General features: G+C 66.5%; 10 protein-coding genes. 7 read left to right on the top strand and 3 right to left on the bottom strand.

Going from position 1 to position 16,519, the window contains the following annotated elements; all coding sequences use genetic code 11:
• Positions 1–2,532, bottom strand: coding sequence for an EAL domain-containing protein (locus O3301_RS05935; RefSeq protein ID WP_305055865.1), 2,532 nt, complete (start codon positions 2,530–2,532; stop codon positions 1–3).
• Positions 2,533–2,925: 393 nt separating this feature from the next.
• Here O3301_RS05935 and O3301_RS05930 point away from each other — a divergent pair, with 393 nt between their 5' ends.
• From O3301_RS05930 to O3301_RS05915, 4 genes are all read left to right on the top strand, one after another.
• Positions 2,926–4,158 (top strand): efflux RND transporter periplasmic adaptor subunit, encoded by a 1,233-nt coding sequence (locus O3301_RS05930; RefSeq protein WP_305055864.1) that lies wholly within the window; start codon positions 2,926–2,928, stop codon positions 4,156–4,158.
• Between the two features lie 3 nt (positions 4,159–4,161).
• Positions 4,162–7,278 carry an efflux RND transporter permease subunit gene (locus O3301_RS05925; RefSeq protein WP_305055863.1) on the top strand — a complete coding sequence of 1,039 codons (3,117 nt, stop codon included), beginning with the start codon at positions 4,162–4,164 and terminating at the stop codon, positions 7,276–7,278.
• Positions 7,279–7,638: 360 nt separating this feature from the next.
• A complete protein-coding gene (locus O3301_RS05920; RefSeq protein WP_251351757.1) occupies positions 7,639–8,361 on the top strand; it encodes an MgtC/SapB family protein in 723 nt (240 codons plus the stop codon).
• Complete coding sequence (locus O3301_RS05915) at positions 8,361–8,672, top strand: hypothetical protein (protein WP_289917173.1); 312 nt, start codon at positions 8,361–8,363, stop codon at positions 8,670–8,672. The genes O3301_RS05920 and O3301_RS05915 overlap by 1 nt, the downstream gene beginning before the upstream one ends.
• Here O3301_RS05915 and O3301_RS05910 read toward each other — a convergent pair.
• Entirely contained in the window at positions 8,664–10,061 is a 1,398-nt protein-coding gene (locus O3301_RS05910) for a cell wall metabolism sensor histidine kinase WalK (RefSeq protein WP_305055862.1), read from the bottom strand. The two genes, O3301_RS05915 and O3301_RS05910, sit on opposite strands and share 9 nt — an antisense overlap.
• On the bottom strand, positions 10,054–10,734 hold the full coding sequence (locus tag O3301_RS05905; protein ID WP_305055861.1) for a response regulator transcription factor: 681 nt from the start codon (positions 10,732–10,734) through the stop codon (positions 10,054–10,056). Before O3301_RS05905 ends, O3301_RS05910 begins: the two co-directional genes overlap by 8 nt.
• Positions 10,735–10,975: 241 nt before the next feature.
• On the opposite strand from O3301_RS05905, the gene O3301_RS05900 reads away from it, so the two are divergent.
• From O3301_RS05900 to O3301_RS05890, 3 genes are read left to right on the top strand one after another with little or no spacing between them, the layout of a single operon-like run.
• Complete coding sequence (locus O3301_RS05900) at positions 10,976–12,100, top strand: efflux RND transporter periplasmic adaptor subunit (protein WP_305055860.1); 1,125 nt, start codon at positions 10,976–10,978, stop codon at positions 12,098–12,100.
• The gene (locus O3301_RS05895) at positions 12,093–15,197 is read left to right on the top strand and encodes an efflux RND transporter permease subunit (protein ID WP_305055859.1); all 3,105 of its coding nucleotides are present in this window, start codon (positions 12,093–12,095) and stop codon (positions 15,195–15,197) included. Before O3301_RS05900 ends, O3301_RS05895 begins: the two co-directional genes overlap by 8 nt.
• Positions 15,184–16,461: a TolC family protein gene (locus O3301_RS05890; RefSeq protein WP_305055858.1), complete on the top strand. Its 1,278-nt coding sequence runs from the start codon at positions 15,184–15,186 to the stop codon at positions 16,459–16,461. The genes O3301_RS05895 and O3301_RS05890 overlap by 14 nt, the downstream gene beginning before the upstream one ends.
• Positions 16,462–16,519: the final 58 nt, after the last annotated feature.

The following is a 16,519-nucleotide window of genomic DNA, read 5'->3' as shown; positions in this document are numbered from 1 at the left end:
CTAATTAAGCAACTTCGCCAGCGCGCTGCCCTCCACTTGCGCGCTGGCATAGCGCCCCTGGTATTGCTGGCAGCCCTGCCCCCGCAGATACGCCAGCTGCTGAACCGTTTCCACGCCTTCGGCGATCACCGTCAATTGCAGCTCGCGCGCCATGGCGATGATGGTGGCGGCCACGGCCGTGTCGGACTCGCCCGCCGCGCCGTCCGCCGCGGCGGGCAGGAACGAGGGGTCGATCTTGAGTTTATCCACCGGGTAATGGCGCAGATTGGCCAGGCGCGAATAGCCGGTGCCGAAGTCGTCGATGGCCAGCCTGGCGCCCAGCGCGCGCAGTTGCGCCAGCACGCCGGCCAGGCGCGCGCCGCCCTTCATCAGCAAGGACTCCGTCACTTCCAGTTCCAGGCAGCCGGCAGGCAAGCCCGACACGGCCAGCGCCTCTTGCACGCTGAGCAACAAGTTATTGTGCAGGCATTGCGCTGGCGACAGATTCACGGCCACGCGCCAGGCATGGCCCGCGTCGTGCCAGGCACGCGCGCGCAGGCAGGCGTGGCGCAGCACCCAGTTGCCGATCGACACCATCAAGCCGCATTCCTCGGCCACGGCGATGAAGCGCTCGGGCGGCAGCACGCCCAGTTGCGGGTGGCGCCAGCGCAACAGCGCTTCGGCGCCGACGATCTGCCCGCTGGCGACATCGAGCGCAGGCTGGAATTCCAGCACGAATTCCTCGCGACCCAGCGCCTCGCGCAAGCCTTGCTCCAGGCTGGCCCGCTCGACGATCTGCGCATTCATCTCGGCATTGAAAAACTGGAAATTGTTGCGCCCGCTTTCCTTGGCGTGGTACATGGCGATGTCGGCGTTATGCACGAGGCTATCGATGCTGTCGCCATCGCTGGGAAAGATGGCCACGCCGATCGAAGTGGACACATGCAATTCGTATTCGCCCAGTTGATAGGGCTGCGTGACGGCATGCAGCAGACTGGACGCCACGTGGGCCACCTGGTCGATGCCGCCCACCTCGGCCAGGATGATGACGAACTCGTCGCCGCCATGCCGGCTGACCGTATCGACGCCGCGCACGCAGCGCACCAGGCGCCGCGCCACTTCCTTGAGCAGCAAGTCGCCCACGTGGTGGCCCATGCTGTCGTTGATGTGCTTGAAGTGGTCGAGGTCCAGGTACAAAATGGCCAGCATGCTCAGCTTGCGCCGCGCGGCCGCCAGCGCCAGCGACAGCCGGTCCAGCAACAGCACCCGGTTCGGCAAGTCGGTGAGGAAATCGTGCTCGGCCAGGTGGCGCGTGTGCTCCTCGTTTTTCTTGCGCTCGCTGATATCGCTGAGGATGGCCAGGTAATTGCTCAATTGCCCCTGTGAATCGCGGATGGCCGTCAGTGACAGCCAGGCCGGGTAGCGCCCGCCCGCCTTGCGCTGGCCCACGATGTCGCCTTGCCAATATCCGTTATCTCCGACTTCGTCCCACACGTGATCGAAAAACGCCGGCGCGTCCGGCTCCGCGCCGTGCAGGACGAAGGGCTTGCCCAGCATGTCGTCCAGGCTGTAGCCGCTGATCTCGCTGTACGCGGGATTCATGCTGACCACGCGCTGCTGCGGATCGAGCACGACGATGGCTTCGCGCGCATGCTCGACCACCTGCGCCGACAGGTACAGGGCCCGCTCGGCAAGTTTGCGCGAGGAAATATCCCGGATCACGGCGTAAAACAGATAGGTGTGGTCGAGCGTGACGGAAGTGAGCAACACTTCGCCCCAGAACAGCTCGCCCGCGCACGTCTGGTAGCGCCAGTCGTAGCGGCAGTTGCCGTCCGCGTGGGCCTGCCCCGCCAGTTGCGTTCCCCGCAACGCTGACAATTCGCCATCGGGCTGGCGCAAGGGTGAAAAATCGCTGAGGCGGCGCCCCAGCAGCCGTGGCCGGTCCTCGCATTGAAACAGGACGATGGCGGCCGGATTGGCGTCGGCGATATGCTCGTCACGCAGCAGCAGGATGGCATCGGCGGATTTCTCGTACAACTGGCGAAAATTGTCGCCCATCAGCAACAAGGCGCCCTGCGCGGCGCCATCCTGGCCGCTGGCCGTGATGTCGACGTCGATGCAGACCACTTGCCGCACTCGCCCGGACTGGATGACAGGAAACACGGTGGAACAGATGCAGCGCGGCGCGGCGCCATCGGCACCGAGCTTCCACAGGCGCGTGCTGCGCGCCTTGCCGCTTTCCCACACGGCCGCCAGTTCGCCGGCAACCTCCTCGGCCAGAGTGGCATCCGGCAGCGAGGCGGCCACCCTGGCCCACGGCTGGCCCAGCGCCAGCTCGGCCGTCACGCCATACAGGCGCGCCGCACCCAAGCTCCAGTAGCGCACGATGCCATCGCGGTCGATGCCGCGCACGGCCAGGCCCGGTGCCTGCTCGACGGCGGCAACGATGATGGACAGCAAATCGAGCGCCTTGCCGGCCGCTCCCGCCTGCGGTTCGGCAGCGGCCAGCAAACGGCCCGGCGACGGGGCGGCTCCGGCAATCCGTTCAGACATCAGCCCCCCGTGGCGCGGCCGCACGGCAACCGGCGGGCGAATGGCCTGTCCGGTGGCGCAACCATCCCACCCATTCTTGCGCGCCGGCGAATCGGCTTCTTGAGGATGCGCAAGCATCGTGACGCGCACGGCGTCGATGCCGGCAGTGTCTTTGGTCGCCGTTTTTTGCATTCCAGCCCCGATTTTGTGCAATCTGTCGCACGGCGATGGCGGCCGGGCTGGATTCTTCCTAAAGTGGCAACATGCGCATCGCCGTGAACGGCTGCAGCGGCAGGCGTGTTGTCTGCGGCCGCCACGGTGATGCGCTACCCGAATTCCCCCGGCCAGCGACAGGCCGGGTCCGCACCGAGACCTGGCGCCGAACCCCTGCGCCGCTCCTGACCAAAAATACCTATGAAAAACGAGACCCTGCCCCCCGCCTCTCCCCTTGCAGCCACGCGCCGCCGGCACTGGCGCACCCCCGTGCTGATCCTGGTCGTGCTGGGCCTGGCCGGCGGCGGCTGGACGGTGATGCAATCGAAGCAACAAGCCGCCAAGGCGGCCGAACTGCAAGCGAGCAAGAAGAAGGAGCAGGCCAAGACGCCCGTGCATGAACTGGCGCAGGGCGACGTGGCCGCCATCGCGGCGCGCGCGCTCAGCATCAGCTTGCCCCTGTCCGGCTCGCTGGCCCCCGTGACCCAGGCCACCATCAAGGCCAAGGTTTCCGGCGTGATCCAGGAAACGACCTTGCAGGAAGGCCAGCAAGTGGCGAATGGGCAAATCCTCGTGCGCCTGGATGCGGCCGACCTGCGCGCCCGCCTGACGCAGCAGCAAGCCATGCTCGACGAAGCGCAGGCGCGCTTGTCGATGGCCAGCAAGAATGAAGCGAACAGCCAGGCCTTGCTCAAGCAAAAATACATTTCGCAGACGGCATACGACACGACGCAAAACTCGGTCGACCTGGCGCGCGCCAACGTCAAGTCCGCCGCCGCCATGGTCGATATCGCCCGCATCGCGCTGGCCGATGCGGTGATCCGCGCGCCGATGGCCGGCATCGTCAGCAAGCGCCACCTGCAGGCCGGGGAAAAAGTCTCGCCCGACATGCCCGTCTACACCATCGTCAACCTGGCCCAGCTGACCCTGGAAGCGCCCGTGCCCAGCGCGGAAATCCCCCGCATCAAGCTGGGCCAGGACGTGCACTTCAAGGTCGATGGCTTCGGCGCGCGCGACTTCGCCGGCAAGGTCACGCGCATCAACCCCACCACCGAGAGCGGCTCGCGCGCCATGCTGGTCTACATCGCCGTCGACAATGGCGATGGTGCGCTGCGCGGCGGCATGTTCGCCAAGGGCAGCATCGTCACCGAACGGTCAAACGTGGCGCCGCTGGTGCCGTTGACGGCCGTGCGCAATGAAAAGCAGGGCCCCGTCGTGTATGCGCTGGTCAACAACAAGGTGGTCGCCCAGCCAGTTACCCTGGGCCTGCGCAACGAGGATGAAGGCTATGCGGAAGTCAAATCCGGTCTGGTACCGGGCGCGAAAGTCATCATCGCCAGGCTCGATGGCGTCAAGCCGGGCCATGGCGTGACCTTCTCCGCACCGGCCGCCGCCCCTGCCGCGCCGGCAGCCGTGCTGGCTCGGAAGGATTAAGCCATGTGGATGACCAAAGTCAGTATCCAGAACCCCGTCTTCGCCACCATGGTCATGGTGGCGCTGGTGGTGCTGGGCATCTTCTCCTACCGGGGCCTGGGCGTGGAAAGCATGCCCAGCGTGCAGTTCCCGTTCGCCGCCATTGAAGTGAACTATCCGGGCGCCTCGCCCGAAGCCGTGGAAAACGACATCACGCGTCCCATCGAGGACGCCGTCAACACCGTCAGCGGCATCAAGACCATCCGCGCCAACTCGTGGGAAGGACGCGCCGGCGTCTACCTGGAATTCGAGCTGTCGACGAACATGGACAAGGCCATGCAAGACTTGCGCGACAAGGTGGCCCTGGTGCGCCCCCGCTTCCCGAAGGAAGCCAAGGACCCGTTCATCGCCCGCGCCGAAGGCGACAACGAGCGCCCCATCGCCACCATCGTGCTGACGTCCACCGGGCATGACCTGCGCTCGCTGTCGACCATGACGGAGCAGATCATCAGCAAGCGCTTCCAGGGTGTGGCCGGCGTGGGGCAAGTCAAGCTGCGCGGCTTGCGCGCGCGCCAGATCCTCATCAGCATGAAGCCGATCGAACTCAATGCCCAGGGCATCGGCGTCGATGAAGTGATCCGCGCCATCCAGGCGACGAATACCAATTTGCCGGCCGGCTCCATCAGCCATGGCGCGGCCGAACAGCTGGTGCGCGTGGAAGGCAAGATCAAGGATGCGCGCGAATTCGGCAAGATCATCGTCGCGCGCCGCGCCGTCGGTCCCGTCTACCTGGACCAGGTGGCCACCGTCGTCGACGGCGAGCAGGAAGAACTGTCGATCTCGCGCATGAACGGCCAGCAGGCCGTGACGATGGAAATCACCAAGGTGCAGGACGCCAACGTGGTCGAAGTGGGCACCGGCATCCTGAAAGTGGCGGCGGATCTGCAAAAGACCCTGCCGCCCGATATCACCCTGCGCGTGCTGGACGACGAATCGGAGCGCGTGCAAAGCCAGCTCGATAACGTCAAGCGCACCATCATCGAAGGCGCCGTGCTGACCATGGTGATCGTCTTCCTGTTCCTGCATTCGTGGCGCTCGACCATCATCACGGGATTGACCCTGCCGATCTCCGTGCTGGCCAGCTTCATCGCCATGAAGGCCTTCGGCTTCACCCTGAACTTCCTGACCCTGATGGCGCTGTCGCTGTGCATCGGCCTGTTGATCGATGACGCCATCGTCGTGCGCGAAAACATCGTGCGCCACCTGGGCATGGGCAAGAACCACTACAAGGCGGCCAACGACGGCACCAATGAAATCGGCCTGGCCGTGATGGCCACCACGTTCGCCATCGTCGCCGTGTTCGTCCCCGTCGCCTTCATGGACGGCATCATCGGCCGCTTCTTCCTGCAGTTCGGCATCACCGTGGCCGTCGCCGTTCTCGTCTCCCTGTTCGTCAGCTTCACGCTCGACCCCATGCTGTCATCCGTCTGGCGCGACCCCGTCAAGGACCGCTTCAAATACGCGCCGTGGCTGGGCCGCTTCATGGCCTGGATCGAGACGGGCATCGACCGCCTGCATGTATGGTATGGCAAGGTGCTGGCTGTCGCTTTGCGCTGGCGCAAGACGACCCTGGCCACGGCCGTCGCCCTGTTCGCGGGCAGCCTGATGCTCGTGCCGATGATCGGCGGCGAGATGTTCCCGGAAACGGACCAGGGCTGGGTCAACCTGCGCTTCAAGACGCCCGTCGGCTCCAGCCTCGAATACACGGATACCAAGGTGCGCCAGATCGAAACGGCCCTGAAGGAATTCCCAGAAATCGACAGCCTGGTGGCCAATGTCGGCACGCAGGACGGGCGCAACGCGGCCGAGGTGAACCTGAAGCTGACGGACATCAAGAAGCAGAAGCGCCGCTCGCAGCAGGAGCTGGAAAAGCTGATCCGCGAACGCCTGGCGCCGATCGCCGGCATCACCCTGTCCGTCGGACAGCGTCCCATCTTCATCGCCATTTTGGGCACGGACGAAGGCAAGCTCGATGCGGTGGCGCACACCCTGATGGACAAGATGCGCGGCATCAAGGGCCTGGCCGACATGGAATACAGCCAGGAAGGCGCCAATCCATCGACCACCGTGAAGATCAATAACGAACTGGCCAGCGACCTGGGTTTGTCGGTGCAGCAGATCGGCAACGCCCTGCGTCCGTTCGTGGCGGGCGACACGGTCAGCCACTGGCTGGCCAGCGACGGGCAAAACTACGACGTCAACGTGCAGCTGCCCAAGTCGGGCCGGCAAAAGGTGGCCGACCTGGCCGACCTGTCGCTGGCCTCCAGCAAGCTTGATGCGAACGGCAAACCCGTCATGATCCCGCTGCGCCAGGTGGTCGACTTCGTGCCGTCATCGAGCCCGCAGGTGCTGAAGCGCCAGGCCTTGCAGCGCCGCGTGGCCATCTATGCAGGCACGCAGGGCCGCCCTGCCGGCGACGTCGACGCCGACGTGCAGAAAGCCATCAAGTCCATCGACTTGCCGCCCGGCGTGCGCTTCGACGTGGCCGGCAATGCGCAGCAGATGGCCGAAACCATGGGCGGCGCCATGATGGCGCTGGGGATCGCCGTGATCTTCATCTACCTGGTGCTGGCGTCGCAATTCGGCAGCTTTTTGCAGCCGATCGCCATCATGGTGTCCCTGCCGCTGTCGCTGATCGGCGTGCTGGCCGCCCTGCTCATTACGGGCAGCACCCTGAACATCTTCTCCGTGATCGGCTTCATCATGCTGATGGGCTTAGTCACCAAAAATGCGATTCTGCTGGTGGACTTCACCAACCAGCGCCAGCGCGAAGGCCTGGGCCAGTTCGAGGCGCTGATGGAAGCGGGGCAAGTGCGCTTGCGCCCCATCCTGATGACGACACTGGCCATGGTCTTCGGCATGCTACCGATGGCCATGGGCATGGGCGACGGCGGCGAATCGCAGGCGCCGATGGGCCGCGCCGTCATCGGCGGCGTGATCACCTCGACCCTGTTGACCTTGGTGGTGGTGCCCGTCGCCTACACCTACCTCGACAGCCTGGGCAAGCGCGCCGCGCGCTTTTTCGGCGGCAGCGGCGAGCATGCCGAATCCGCCGACGACGGCAAAGCACACGCCCACTGATTGACCGGTCGCCTTCACCGTCCCCGCATTGGCGGGGACGACGCGGCGGCTTCCTGAAGAGAGCTTCAGTTGACCAAAGCAACCCCACTGGCTAGACTGTCCCCGTTATCAATGATATGGAGTGACTCGTGGGTGCTTGTTCCAGTGACAGTAGTCGATTGACCATCGGCGATCGGCCTTAGGCAAGACGCGCGCATTCCGCCCGCCCTGCCCATGGCAAGGTGCGGTTTTATCAGCGGCAGTACTCTCTCGCCGCCACTTCCCTCCTCATCGTTCCACCGTTATCGTCTGCTGCCCCCTTTCGGGGCGAATTGTCTTCGCCCCTGCACTCGCCTGTTCCTCCCCAGCCGGGAGAAACTGATGGTGGTATTTGACTTTGCGCTGCGCGTTGCCGCGGCATTGACCCTGGGCGCCATGATCGGCGCCGAACGCCAGCTGCGCCAGCGCATGGCGGGCCTGCGCACGAACGCGCTGGTCTCCGTCGGCGCCTCGCTGTTCGTGATGGTTTCCGTGCTCGAAGGCGATAGCGCCGGCCATATGCGCATCGCCGCGCAGGTGGTCTCCGGCATCGGCTTCCTGGGCGCCGGCGTCATCATGCGCGAAGGCATGACGGTGCGCGGCTTGAACACGGCCGCCACCCTGTGGTGCTCGGCCGCCATCGGCATCCTGTGCGGCCTGGGGTTCGCGCTGGAAGCGGCCATCGGCACGGGATTTGTCCTGGTGGCCAACCTCGTGCTGCGCCACCTGGCGCAACGCATCAACGCGCACGGCGGCGAAGCGGGCATCGAGACGGAAAGCATCTACCGCGTGACGGCCGTGTGCGAGGCGGAGCAGGAAATCCTCGTGCGCAACCTGATGCTGCGCATGATCAGCGGCATGCCGGCCCTGATGCTGCAATCCTTGCACAGCGAGGATGCCGCGCACGCCGGACGCATCGAAGTGCGGGCCGACCTGCTCACGCCCCTGTCCAGCCTGGGGTTGCTGGAACAGATCGTCAGCCAGGTCAGCCTGGAAGGCAGCGTCTCGGCCGTGCGCTGGGCGCTGGTGAACAACGCGGAATTTGTCGCCGAACGGGGAGTGTGATGATGAAAAAATTCTTCCATTGGTTTGTCCAGCGCGGTCCGGCCGTCGCCACCTACCGCCTGACCGTCACCTGCCCCGCGGCGCAGGCCGACCACGTCGTGCGCCTGCTGCTGGCCGAACTCAAGGGCGCGGGCTTGGCGCCGTCGCAAATGCTGCGCAGCTGGGACGCAGCCAGGCAGGTGGTGCAGCTGATCGCCACGGTGCTGTGCCAGGCCGTGCAGCGCGCCGTGCTGGTGCGCTTCGTCAACCGCGCGGGCGCCTGGCCGCAAGTGCGGCAAGTGCGCTGGGAAGGCGTCGCGCCTTCAATCTGAAGCGGGCAGGCGCATGAGGAACAGCGCGCCGCCTTGCGGGCGGTTCTGCGCCTCGATGCTGCCGCCGTATGCATGCACGATGGCTTGCGACAGGGCCAGGCCCAGGCCGAAACCGGGCGCCTCGCCCGCACGCGCCTGGGCGCCCCTGTAAAACCGCTCGAACAGGTGCGGCAAGTCTTCCACGCCGATGCCCGGTCCTGCATCGCTCACGCCAACGAGCGCGTCGCCGCCGTCGCGCGCCACGTGCACGCTGATGACGCTGCCGGACGGCGAAAACTTCACGGCGTTGTCGAGCAGGTTGGCCAGCACCAGGTCGACCGGGCCGGCCGCCACCCTGGCCTGCACGTCTGCACTTGCATCGAAGACGATGCGGATGCCGCGCTGCGCTGCCGCCTTTTCCAGACGCTGCGCCGCCGCCCGTACGAGCGGATTGAGTTCGATGGTTTCCACCGCATTGCGCTCCTGGCCCACGTCCAGGCGCGTGAGCATCAAGAGCTCTTCCACCAGGGTCGTCAGGCGCTGCACTTCATCGAGGCAGGAGGCCAGCGCATCGACATATTCGGGCGACTCGCGCGGGCGGCGCAGGGTGATTTCGATTTCCGTGCGCAGGCGCGACAGGGGCGAGCGCAATTCGTGCGAAGCGTCGGCCGTGAAGCGGCGCTGCGCATCGTAGCCATGTTCCAGGCGGTCCAGCATGGCGTTCAGGGTATCGACCAAGCGGCCGATCTCGTCTTGCGTACCGGGATGGGGCAGGCGCTGGTGCAAACTGGCTTCGCCGATCGAATGCGCCTGATCCACCACGTCGTCGATGGCGCCCAGCACGCGGCGCGTGAGCATTTCGCCGGCCAGGCCCACGGCCGCCAGCAAGGCCAGCGCCATGCCGCCAAACAGCACGGTGGCCGCGGCCAGCACGTGATTGGTGTCGTCGAGCGAACCGGCCACCTGCACCGCCAGGCGCGCGCCGGATGAAGGCACGGGAATCGAGACCATGCGCAGCGGCTCTTCGCCGAACTTCGGCAGGGTCTCGAAAATGGTCTCGCCGGCCGCCAGGCGCGCCAGCAAGGCCGGTGGCGCCGGCAATTGCGCTGCCTCCAGGTTGCGGCTGCGCGCCAGCACGCGGCCTTCGCCATCGATGATCTGCACCAGGCGGTCGAGCCGCGTCAATGACGGCGGCGCCTGGCCCGGCGCCACCTCGTGCACCTGCACGGGCTGGCGCGGCGCGGCGGGCAGCATGGCCATTTCCGTCTCGGCCAGCGCCAGCAGGGCCGCATCGAGCTGGCCGTGCACGGCGCGCGACAGCCCCCAGTAGCCAGCCAGCGCCGTACAGGCGACGATGGCGAGGATGACGGCCAGGTGTACCAGCAGCAGGCGCTTGCGAAAGCTAGCCACCGTTGTTTTCCGCCAGGCGGAAGCCGCGTCCGCGCACCGTGTGGATCAAGGCCGGCAAGCCCGGCGCATCCACTTTCCCCCGCAGGTTGCGCACGTGGACATCGATCAGGTTATCGATGCCGATCAGGTCCGCCTGCCAAATCTGCTCAGCCAGGCGCGCGCGGCTGACCACTTCGCCCGCCTGGCGCAGCAGGATCAGCAGGATCGCATACTCCTTGGGCGTGAGCACCAGCGGCGTGCCGGCCCGCGTCGCCTGGTGGCTGACGGGATCGAGCGTCAGGTCGGCCAGCGCCAGCACCAGCGGGCGGCTGATGTCGGAGCGGCGCAGCAAGGCGCGGATGCGCGCCAGCAGCTCCTCGAATTCGAACGGCTTGGTCAGGTAATCGTCGGCGCCCGTGTTCAGGCCCGCCACCCGGTCGGCCGTGGCGTCGCGCGCCGTGAGCATCAGCACGGGCGTCTGGATGCCGCGCGCGCGCAAGTCGCGGCAAAAATCGATGCCCTGCTTGCCAGGCAACATCCAGTCCAGCACGATTGCGTCGTAGTCGACGGCGTAGCTTTCGTCCTCGCCTTCTTCCGCGCTGTGCGCCACGTCGACGACAAAGCCTTCTTCCTGCAAGCCGCGCGCCAGCAGGCGCGCCGCCTTGCGGTCGTCTTCCACCAGGAGGATTCTCATGCCTGCCTTTCGCATTGCGCCGTGTTTTCCATGCTGGCATTTTACCGCGCCGCACCGTGCGCGCACGGAACCTGAAGAATGATTCAGGCGTTCTTGGGCGCTTCTTCAGGACCACATTGCTATGCTTTCCCGGCGCTGTAGTGACGCTGCTCTTGTCACGCTACCTGCGCCCCCTCTGACCGCCCGCCTGGGCACGGCATCCACGCATGCCCCCTCACCATCAATAACAAGGAAACACGGGATGAACACGACCACCCGCAACGCCCTGGGCGCCAGCTGCGCCCTCGCTCTCGCCTGCTCGGCCCTGGCCGGCTGCGCCAAGCCGACGGCGGCAGCCACGCCGCCCGTCCAAGCGATGCATCTGGACGACGGCAGCATCGCCGTCGACAAGATGTCGCCGCTGCGCCAGCGCCTGCAGATCGCCGCCGTGCTGGAACAGGACATCGCCACGCAGACCGAAGCGCCGGGCAGCATCGAAGCCATGCCGGAAAAGCTGGTGAAGATCACGCCGCCCCTGGCCGGGCGCATCACGCGCTTGCAGCGCGCCCTGGGCGACAGCGTGAAGGCGGGCGACCCGCTGTTCACCCTGGACTCGGCGGAACTGAGCGCCGCCTACGCGGACGACAGCAAAGCGAAATCCGCCCTGCTGCAGGCACGCCAGGAACTGGAACGCCAGAAAACCCTGTTCGAGGCGGAAATCGCAGCGCGCAAGGAGTACGAGGCGGCGCAGGCCACTTTTGCGCAGGCCGGCAGCGACGCCCAGGCCAGTGCCGACAAGCTGGCGCAGTACGGCGCCGGCGCGCGCGGGTCGCGCCGCGACTATGTGCTGCGTTCGCCGATCGCCGGCACCGTGATCGCCATGGAAGGCGCCCAGGGCGGCTACTGGAACGATATCAACGCGCCCGTCATGACGGTGGCCGACCTGTCCACCGTGTGGCTGTCGGCCAACGTGGCCGAGAGGGACCTGGCGCAGGTGGCCGTGGGACAAACGACCAGCATCACCGTCGACGCCTGGCCCGGCAAGGCTTTCGAAGGCAAGGTCGCGTATGTGGGCGCCGTGCTCGACCCCGAGACGCGCACGGTGAAGGTGCGCGTGGCCATCGACAACCGCAGCGGCGCCTTCAAGCCCGGCATGTTCGCCCACGCGGGGTTCGCCGGCGCCAGCCGCCGCGCCCTCCTCGTGCCCGCGTCCGCCCTGCTGCAAAGCGGGCCCTCGACGCGCGTGATGGTCGAACGCAGCGCGCTGGTGTTCTCACCGCGCGCGGTGGAAGTGGGCGCCAGCCATGGCGACCAGGTGGAAATCGTCTCCGGCCTGAAGGCGGGCGAACGCATCGTCGTCAAGGAAGGAGTGCTGCTCAATGATTGACCGTTTCATCGCCACCTGCTGCCAGCGGCGCGGCATCGTCTGGCTGGTACTGCTGTTCGTCGCCGCCTACGGCGTCTACTGCTGGAAGCAGCTGCCCATCGAGGCGTATCCCGACATCGCCGACGTCACCTCGCAAATCGTCACGCAGGTGCCGGGCCTGGGCGCCGAGGAAATCGAGCAGCAGATCACCATTCCGCTCGAACGCGCCCTGCTCGGCACGCCAGGCATGCACGTGCTGCGCACGCGCAGTCTGTTCGCCCTGTCGCTGATCACGGTGGTGTTCGAGGATGGCAGCGACGGCTACTTCACGCGCGAGCGGCTGCAGGAACGCCTCGCCAGCGTCAACCTGCCGTATGACGCCAAGCCGGGACTCGATCCCTATACCTCGCCCACGGGCGAGATCTACCGCTACACCTTGGAATCGAAAAGCCGCAGCCTGCGCGAACTGTCCGAGCTGCAGTTCTGGACCGTGATCCCGCGCCTGCAGCAGGTGCGCGGCGTGGCCGATGTGAGCAATTTCGGCGGACTCACGACGCAGTTCATGCTGGAACTCGACCCCGCAAAACTCGACAGCTACGGCTTCTCGCTGGCGCAGGTCAAGGACGCCATCAACGCCAACAACATCAGCGGCGGCGGCAGCGTCATCGACCGCGGCCAGCAATCGTACGTGGTGCGCGGCGTAGGCTTGCTGCATTCGCTCGATGACATGGGCAACGTCGTCGTCAGCAGCAAGGATGGCGTGCCCGTGCTGGTGAAGGACCTGGGCAAGCTCGCCTACGGCAACGTGGAGCGGCGCGGCATCCTGGGCAAGGATGACAATCCCGACACCATCGAAGGCATCACCCTGCTGCTGAAGGACTTCAATCCGTCCGAAGCGCTGGCGGGCATCCATGCGGCCGTGGACGACCTGAATGCCAATCTGCTGCCGAAGGACGTCAAGGTCGTGCCCTACCTGGACCGCAGCTCGCTGATCGACGCCACCCTGCACACAGTGGGCTTTACCCTGGGCGAAGGCATGCTGCTCGTCGCCCTGGTGCTGCTGCTGTTCCTGGGCAGCCCGCGCGCGGCCGCCATCGTCGCGCTGACGATTCCGCTGGCCCTGCTGATCGCCTTCATCTTCATGCACCATTTTAAAATTCCCGCCAACCTGCTGTCGCTGGGCGCCATCGACTTCGGCATCCTCGTCGACGGTTCCGTGGTGGTGCTGGAAAACATGCTGCGCCGCCGCGAACGGGAACAGGAACGGCCCCTCACCCTGCAGGACGCCATCGATGCGACCCTGCAGGTGGCGCGCCCCATCATGTTCGGCATGGCCGTCATCATCGCCGCTTATTTACCCCTGTTCGCCTTCCAGCGCATCGAATACAAGCTGTTTTCGCCGATGGCGTATGCGGTGGGCGCGGCGCTGGTGGGCGCGCTGGTGGTGGCGCTGGTGCTGATCCCGGGCCTGGCCTGGCTGGCCTTGCGCAAGCCGCGCCGCACCTTCCATAACCGCGCGCTGGACAAGCTGGCGGGCGCGTACGGGCGTTTCCTCGAACGCATGGTGGGCAAGAAGCGCTGGGTGGCGATGGTGTGCGCCGCCTCGCTGGCGTGCCTGGCGCTGCTGGGCGGCAGCATCGGGCGCGATTTCCTGCCCTACCTCGATGAAGGCTCCTTGTGGTTGCAGGTACAGATGCCGCCCGGGATCACCCTGGACAAGGCCTCCGAGATGGCCAGCGAACTGCGGCGCGCCGCGCTGGAGTTTCCCGAAGTGTCGACCATCGTCACGCAGACGGGGCGCAACGATGACGGCACCGATTACTGGACGCCGTCGCACATCGAAGCGAGCGTAGGCCTGCATCCGTACAAGAGCTGGAAGTCGGGCATGAGCAAGCAGCAGTTGATCGCCAAAATGAACGCGCGTTTCGCCAGCATGCCCGGTGTCACGGTGGCTTTCATGCAGCCGATGATCGACGGCGTGCAAGATAAATTGTCGGGCGCGCACAGCGACCTGACGGTGAAAATCTTCGGCAACGACCTCGACGAAGTACGCGGCATCGCCGGCAAGGTGGCAAATGTCCTGAAGACTATCCCTGGCGCCTCCGACGTGGCGGTGGACGTGGAGCCGCCGCTGCCCAACCTGAAGGTGGAACTGGACAGGGCAAAGGCGGCCCGCTACGGCATCAACGCGGCCGACGTGGCCGACCTGATCGCCACCGGCATCGGCGGCGCGCCCATCGGCCAGGTGTACGTGGGCGAGAAAAGCTACGACATCGCCGTGCGCTTCCCGCCGGCCACGCGTTCCAGCCCGGACGCCATCGCCAACTTGAAGCTCAACGCCGCCAACGGCGCGAGGATTCCGCTGGCGCAAGTGGCCACCATCAGCACCACCTCGGGTGAAAGCGTGATCGTGCGCGAAATGGGACGGCGCCACATCATCGTGCGCCTGAATGCCCGCGGGCGCGACCTGGCGAGCTTCCTGGCCGAGGCGCGCCCGCTGGTGGCGCAAGCCGTGGCCGACGAGCACCAGCGCATCAGCGTCGAATGGGGCGGCCAGTTCGAAAACCTGCAGCGCGCGCAAGGCCGCCTGGCGCTGATCCTGCCGATGACCCTGGGCGCCATGTTCCTGCTGCTGTTTGGCCAGTTCCGCAACCTGCGCCAGCCCGCGCTGGTCTTGCTGGCCGTGCCGCTGGCCATGCTCGGTGGCCTGGCCGCGCTGCACCTGCGCGGCATGACCTTGAACGTGTCGAGCGCCGTCGGCTTCATCGCCCTGTTCGGCGTGGCCGTCCTGAATGCCGTCCTGATGCTGGCGCAGATCAACCGCTTGCGCAGCGACGAGGGAAAAAGCTTGCGCGATGCCGTGCTGGAAGGCGCGCGCGACCGCATGCGTCCCGTGCTGATGACGGCCACGGTGGCCGCCCTGGGGCTGACACCGGCCATGCTGGCGACGGGCCTGGGCAGCGACGTGCAACGCCCGCTGGCTACCGTGGTGGTGGGCGGCCTGGTGACGGCGACCGCACTGACCTTGCTGCTGTTGCCGGCCCTGTATTACCTGATCGAGGCGCACCTGCAACAACGCCGGATCAACACCGAAGGAGAGACCCATGACACGTTTTAATGTACTGCTGGCGGCCTGGCTGATTGCTCCATGCGCCATTGCCACACCCTTGAGCTTTGAAACCTATCTGTCCGCCGTGGAAAGCCACAGCCTGGAATTGCAGGCGCAGCAGGAAGGCATCACGTCGGCGAAGGCCGGCATCGGCATCGCCGGCCTGCGTCCCGACCCGGAATTCACGCTGGGCGCCACGCGCGAAACCGTGCGCAGCGTCGAACACCGTCCCGTCACGTGGAATCCGGCCATCAGCATGGCCATCGAGACGGGCGGCAAGCGCGCCGCGCGCTTGAAGGCGGCGCACAGCAATGTCGCGCTGGCAGAGGAAACAGTGGCCGGTTTCAGGAGCGAACTGTATGGCACGGCTGCCGCCGCGTTCACGGAAGCGTGCCGCACGCGCGAGGTCCTCGCGCGCAAGGAACAGACCATGGCGGCCCTGTCGAAGGTAGTCGAAGCGAATACCGTGCGGCGCAAGGCGGGCGACGTGGGCGGCATCGAGCTGCTGCAGTCGCGCGTGGAACGCGACCAGTTCCAGGCCGACCTGGCGCAGGCGCGCAGCGAGGCAGATAGCGCCATGCTGGCCCTGTCGCCGCCGCTGGGGCGCCAGTTCGATGGCCTGTTTCCGCAGGCACAGCTGGCGTGCGACTTCGCCGCGTACGAGGGCGGCGACGCCGGCGTGCTGGTGCCGCAGGCGCTCGAGGCCCGCAACGACGTGCGCATCGCCCGCGCCACCTTGGACAACCTGCGCGATGGCGCGGCGCTGGTGCGCGCCAACCGCGCCGTCGATCCGACCGTGACCGTGGGCCTGACCGCCGCGCGCGGCTACCATGACGGCATCGACGCCAGCGGCAATCCCGTCGATGGCGCGCCCCGCTCCCGTGCGCTGTCCATCTCGCTGGCCATCCCGATTCCCCTGTCGCGGCGTGACAAGGGCGACGTGGTGCAGGCCGAAGCGGGGGTCACGCAAGCGATGCTGGCCCTGCGCCAGGCCGAATTACAGGCGGAGACGCAAGTGCGCACGGCGCAGCGGCAGCTGCATGCGGCGCAGGACAGGCTGGCGCGCTACCGCGACGGCGTGCTGGTTGATGCGCAAAAGGTGGTCGACGGCATGCGCCTGTCTTACTTCAGCGGCAATGCCTCGCTGCTGGAATGGCTGGCGGCGCAGCGCTCGGCCGATGAGGCGTACCAGGGCTATGTGCAGGCGCGCGCCGATGCGGCCATGGCCAGCACGCAGCTGCAACTGGCGCTTGGCCAGCGGCCACGCTTGTAGCGGGGGAAGGGAGAACGAGGGGATACCGGCGCGGCGATGCCGCACCGGTCGTCAGGAA

The organism is Janthinobacterium sp. SUN211 (genome assembly GCF_030587315.1).
GTDB lineage: Bacteria > Pseudomonadota > Gammaproteobacteria > Burkholderiales > Burkholderiaceae_D > Janthinobacterium > Janthinobacterium kumbetense.
This window is presented reverse-complemented; position numbering and strand designations above follow the sequence as displayed.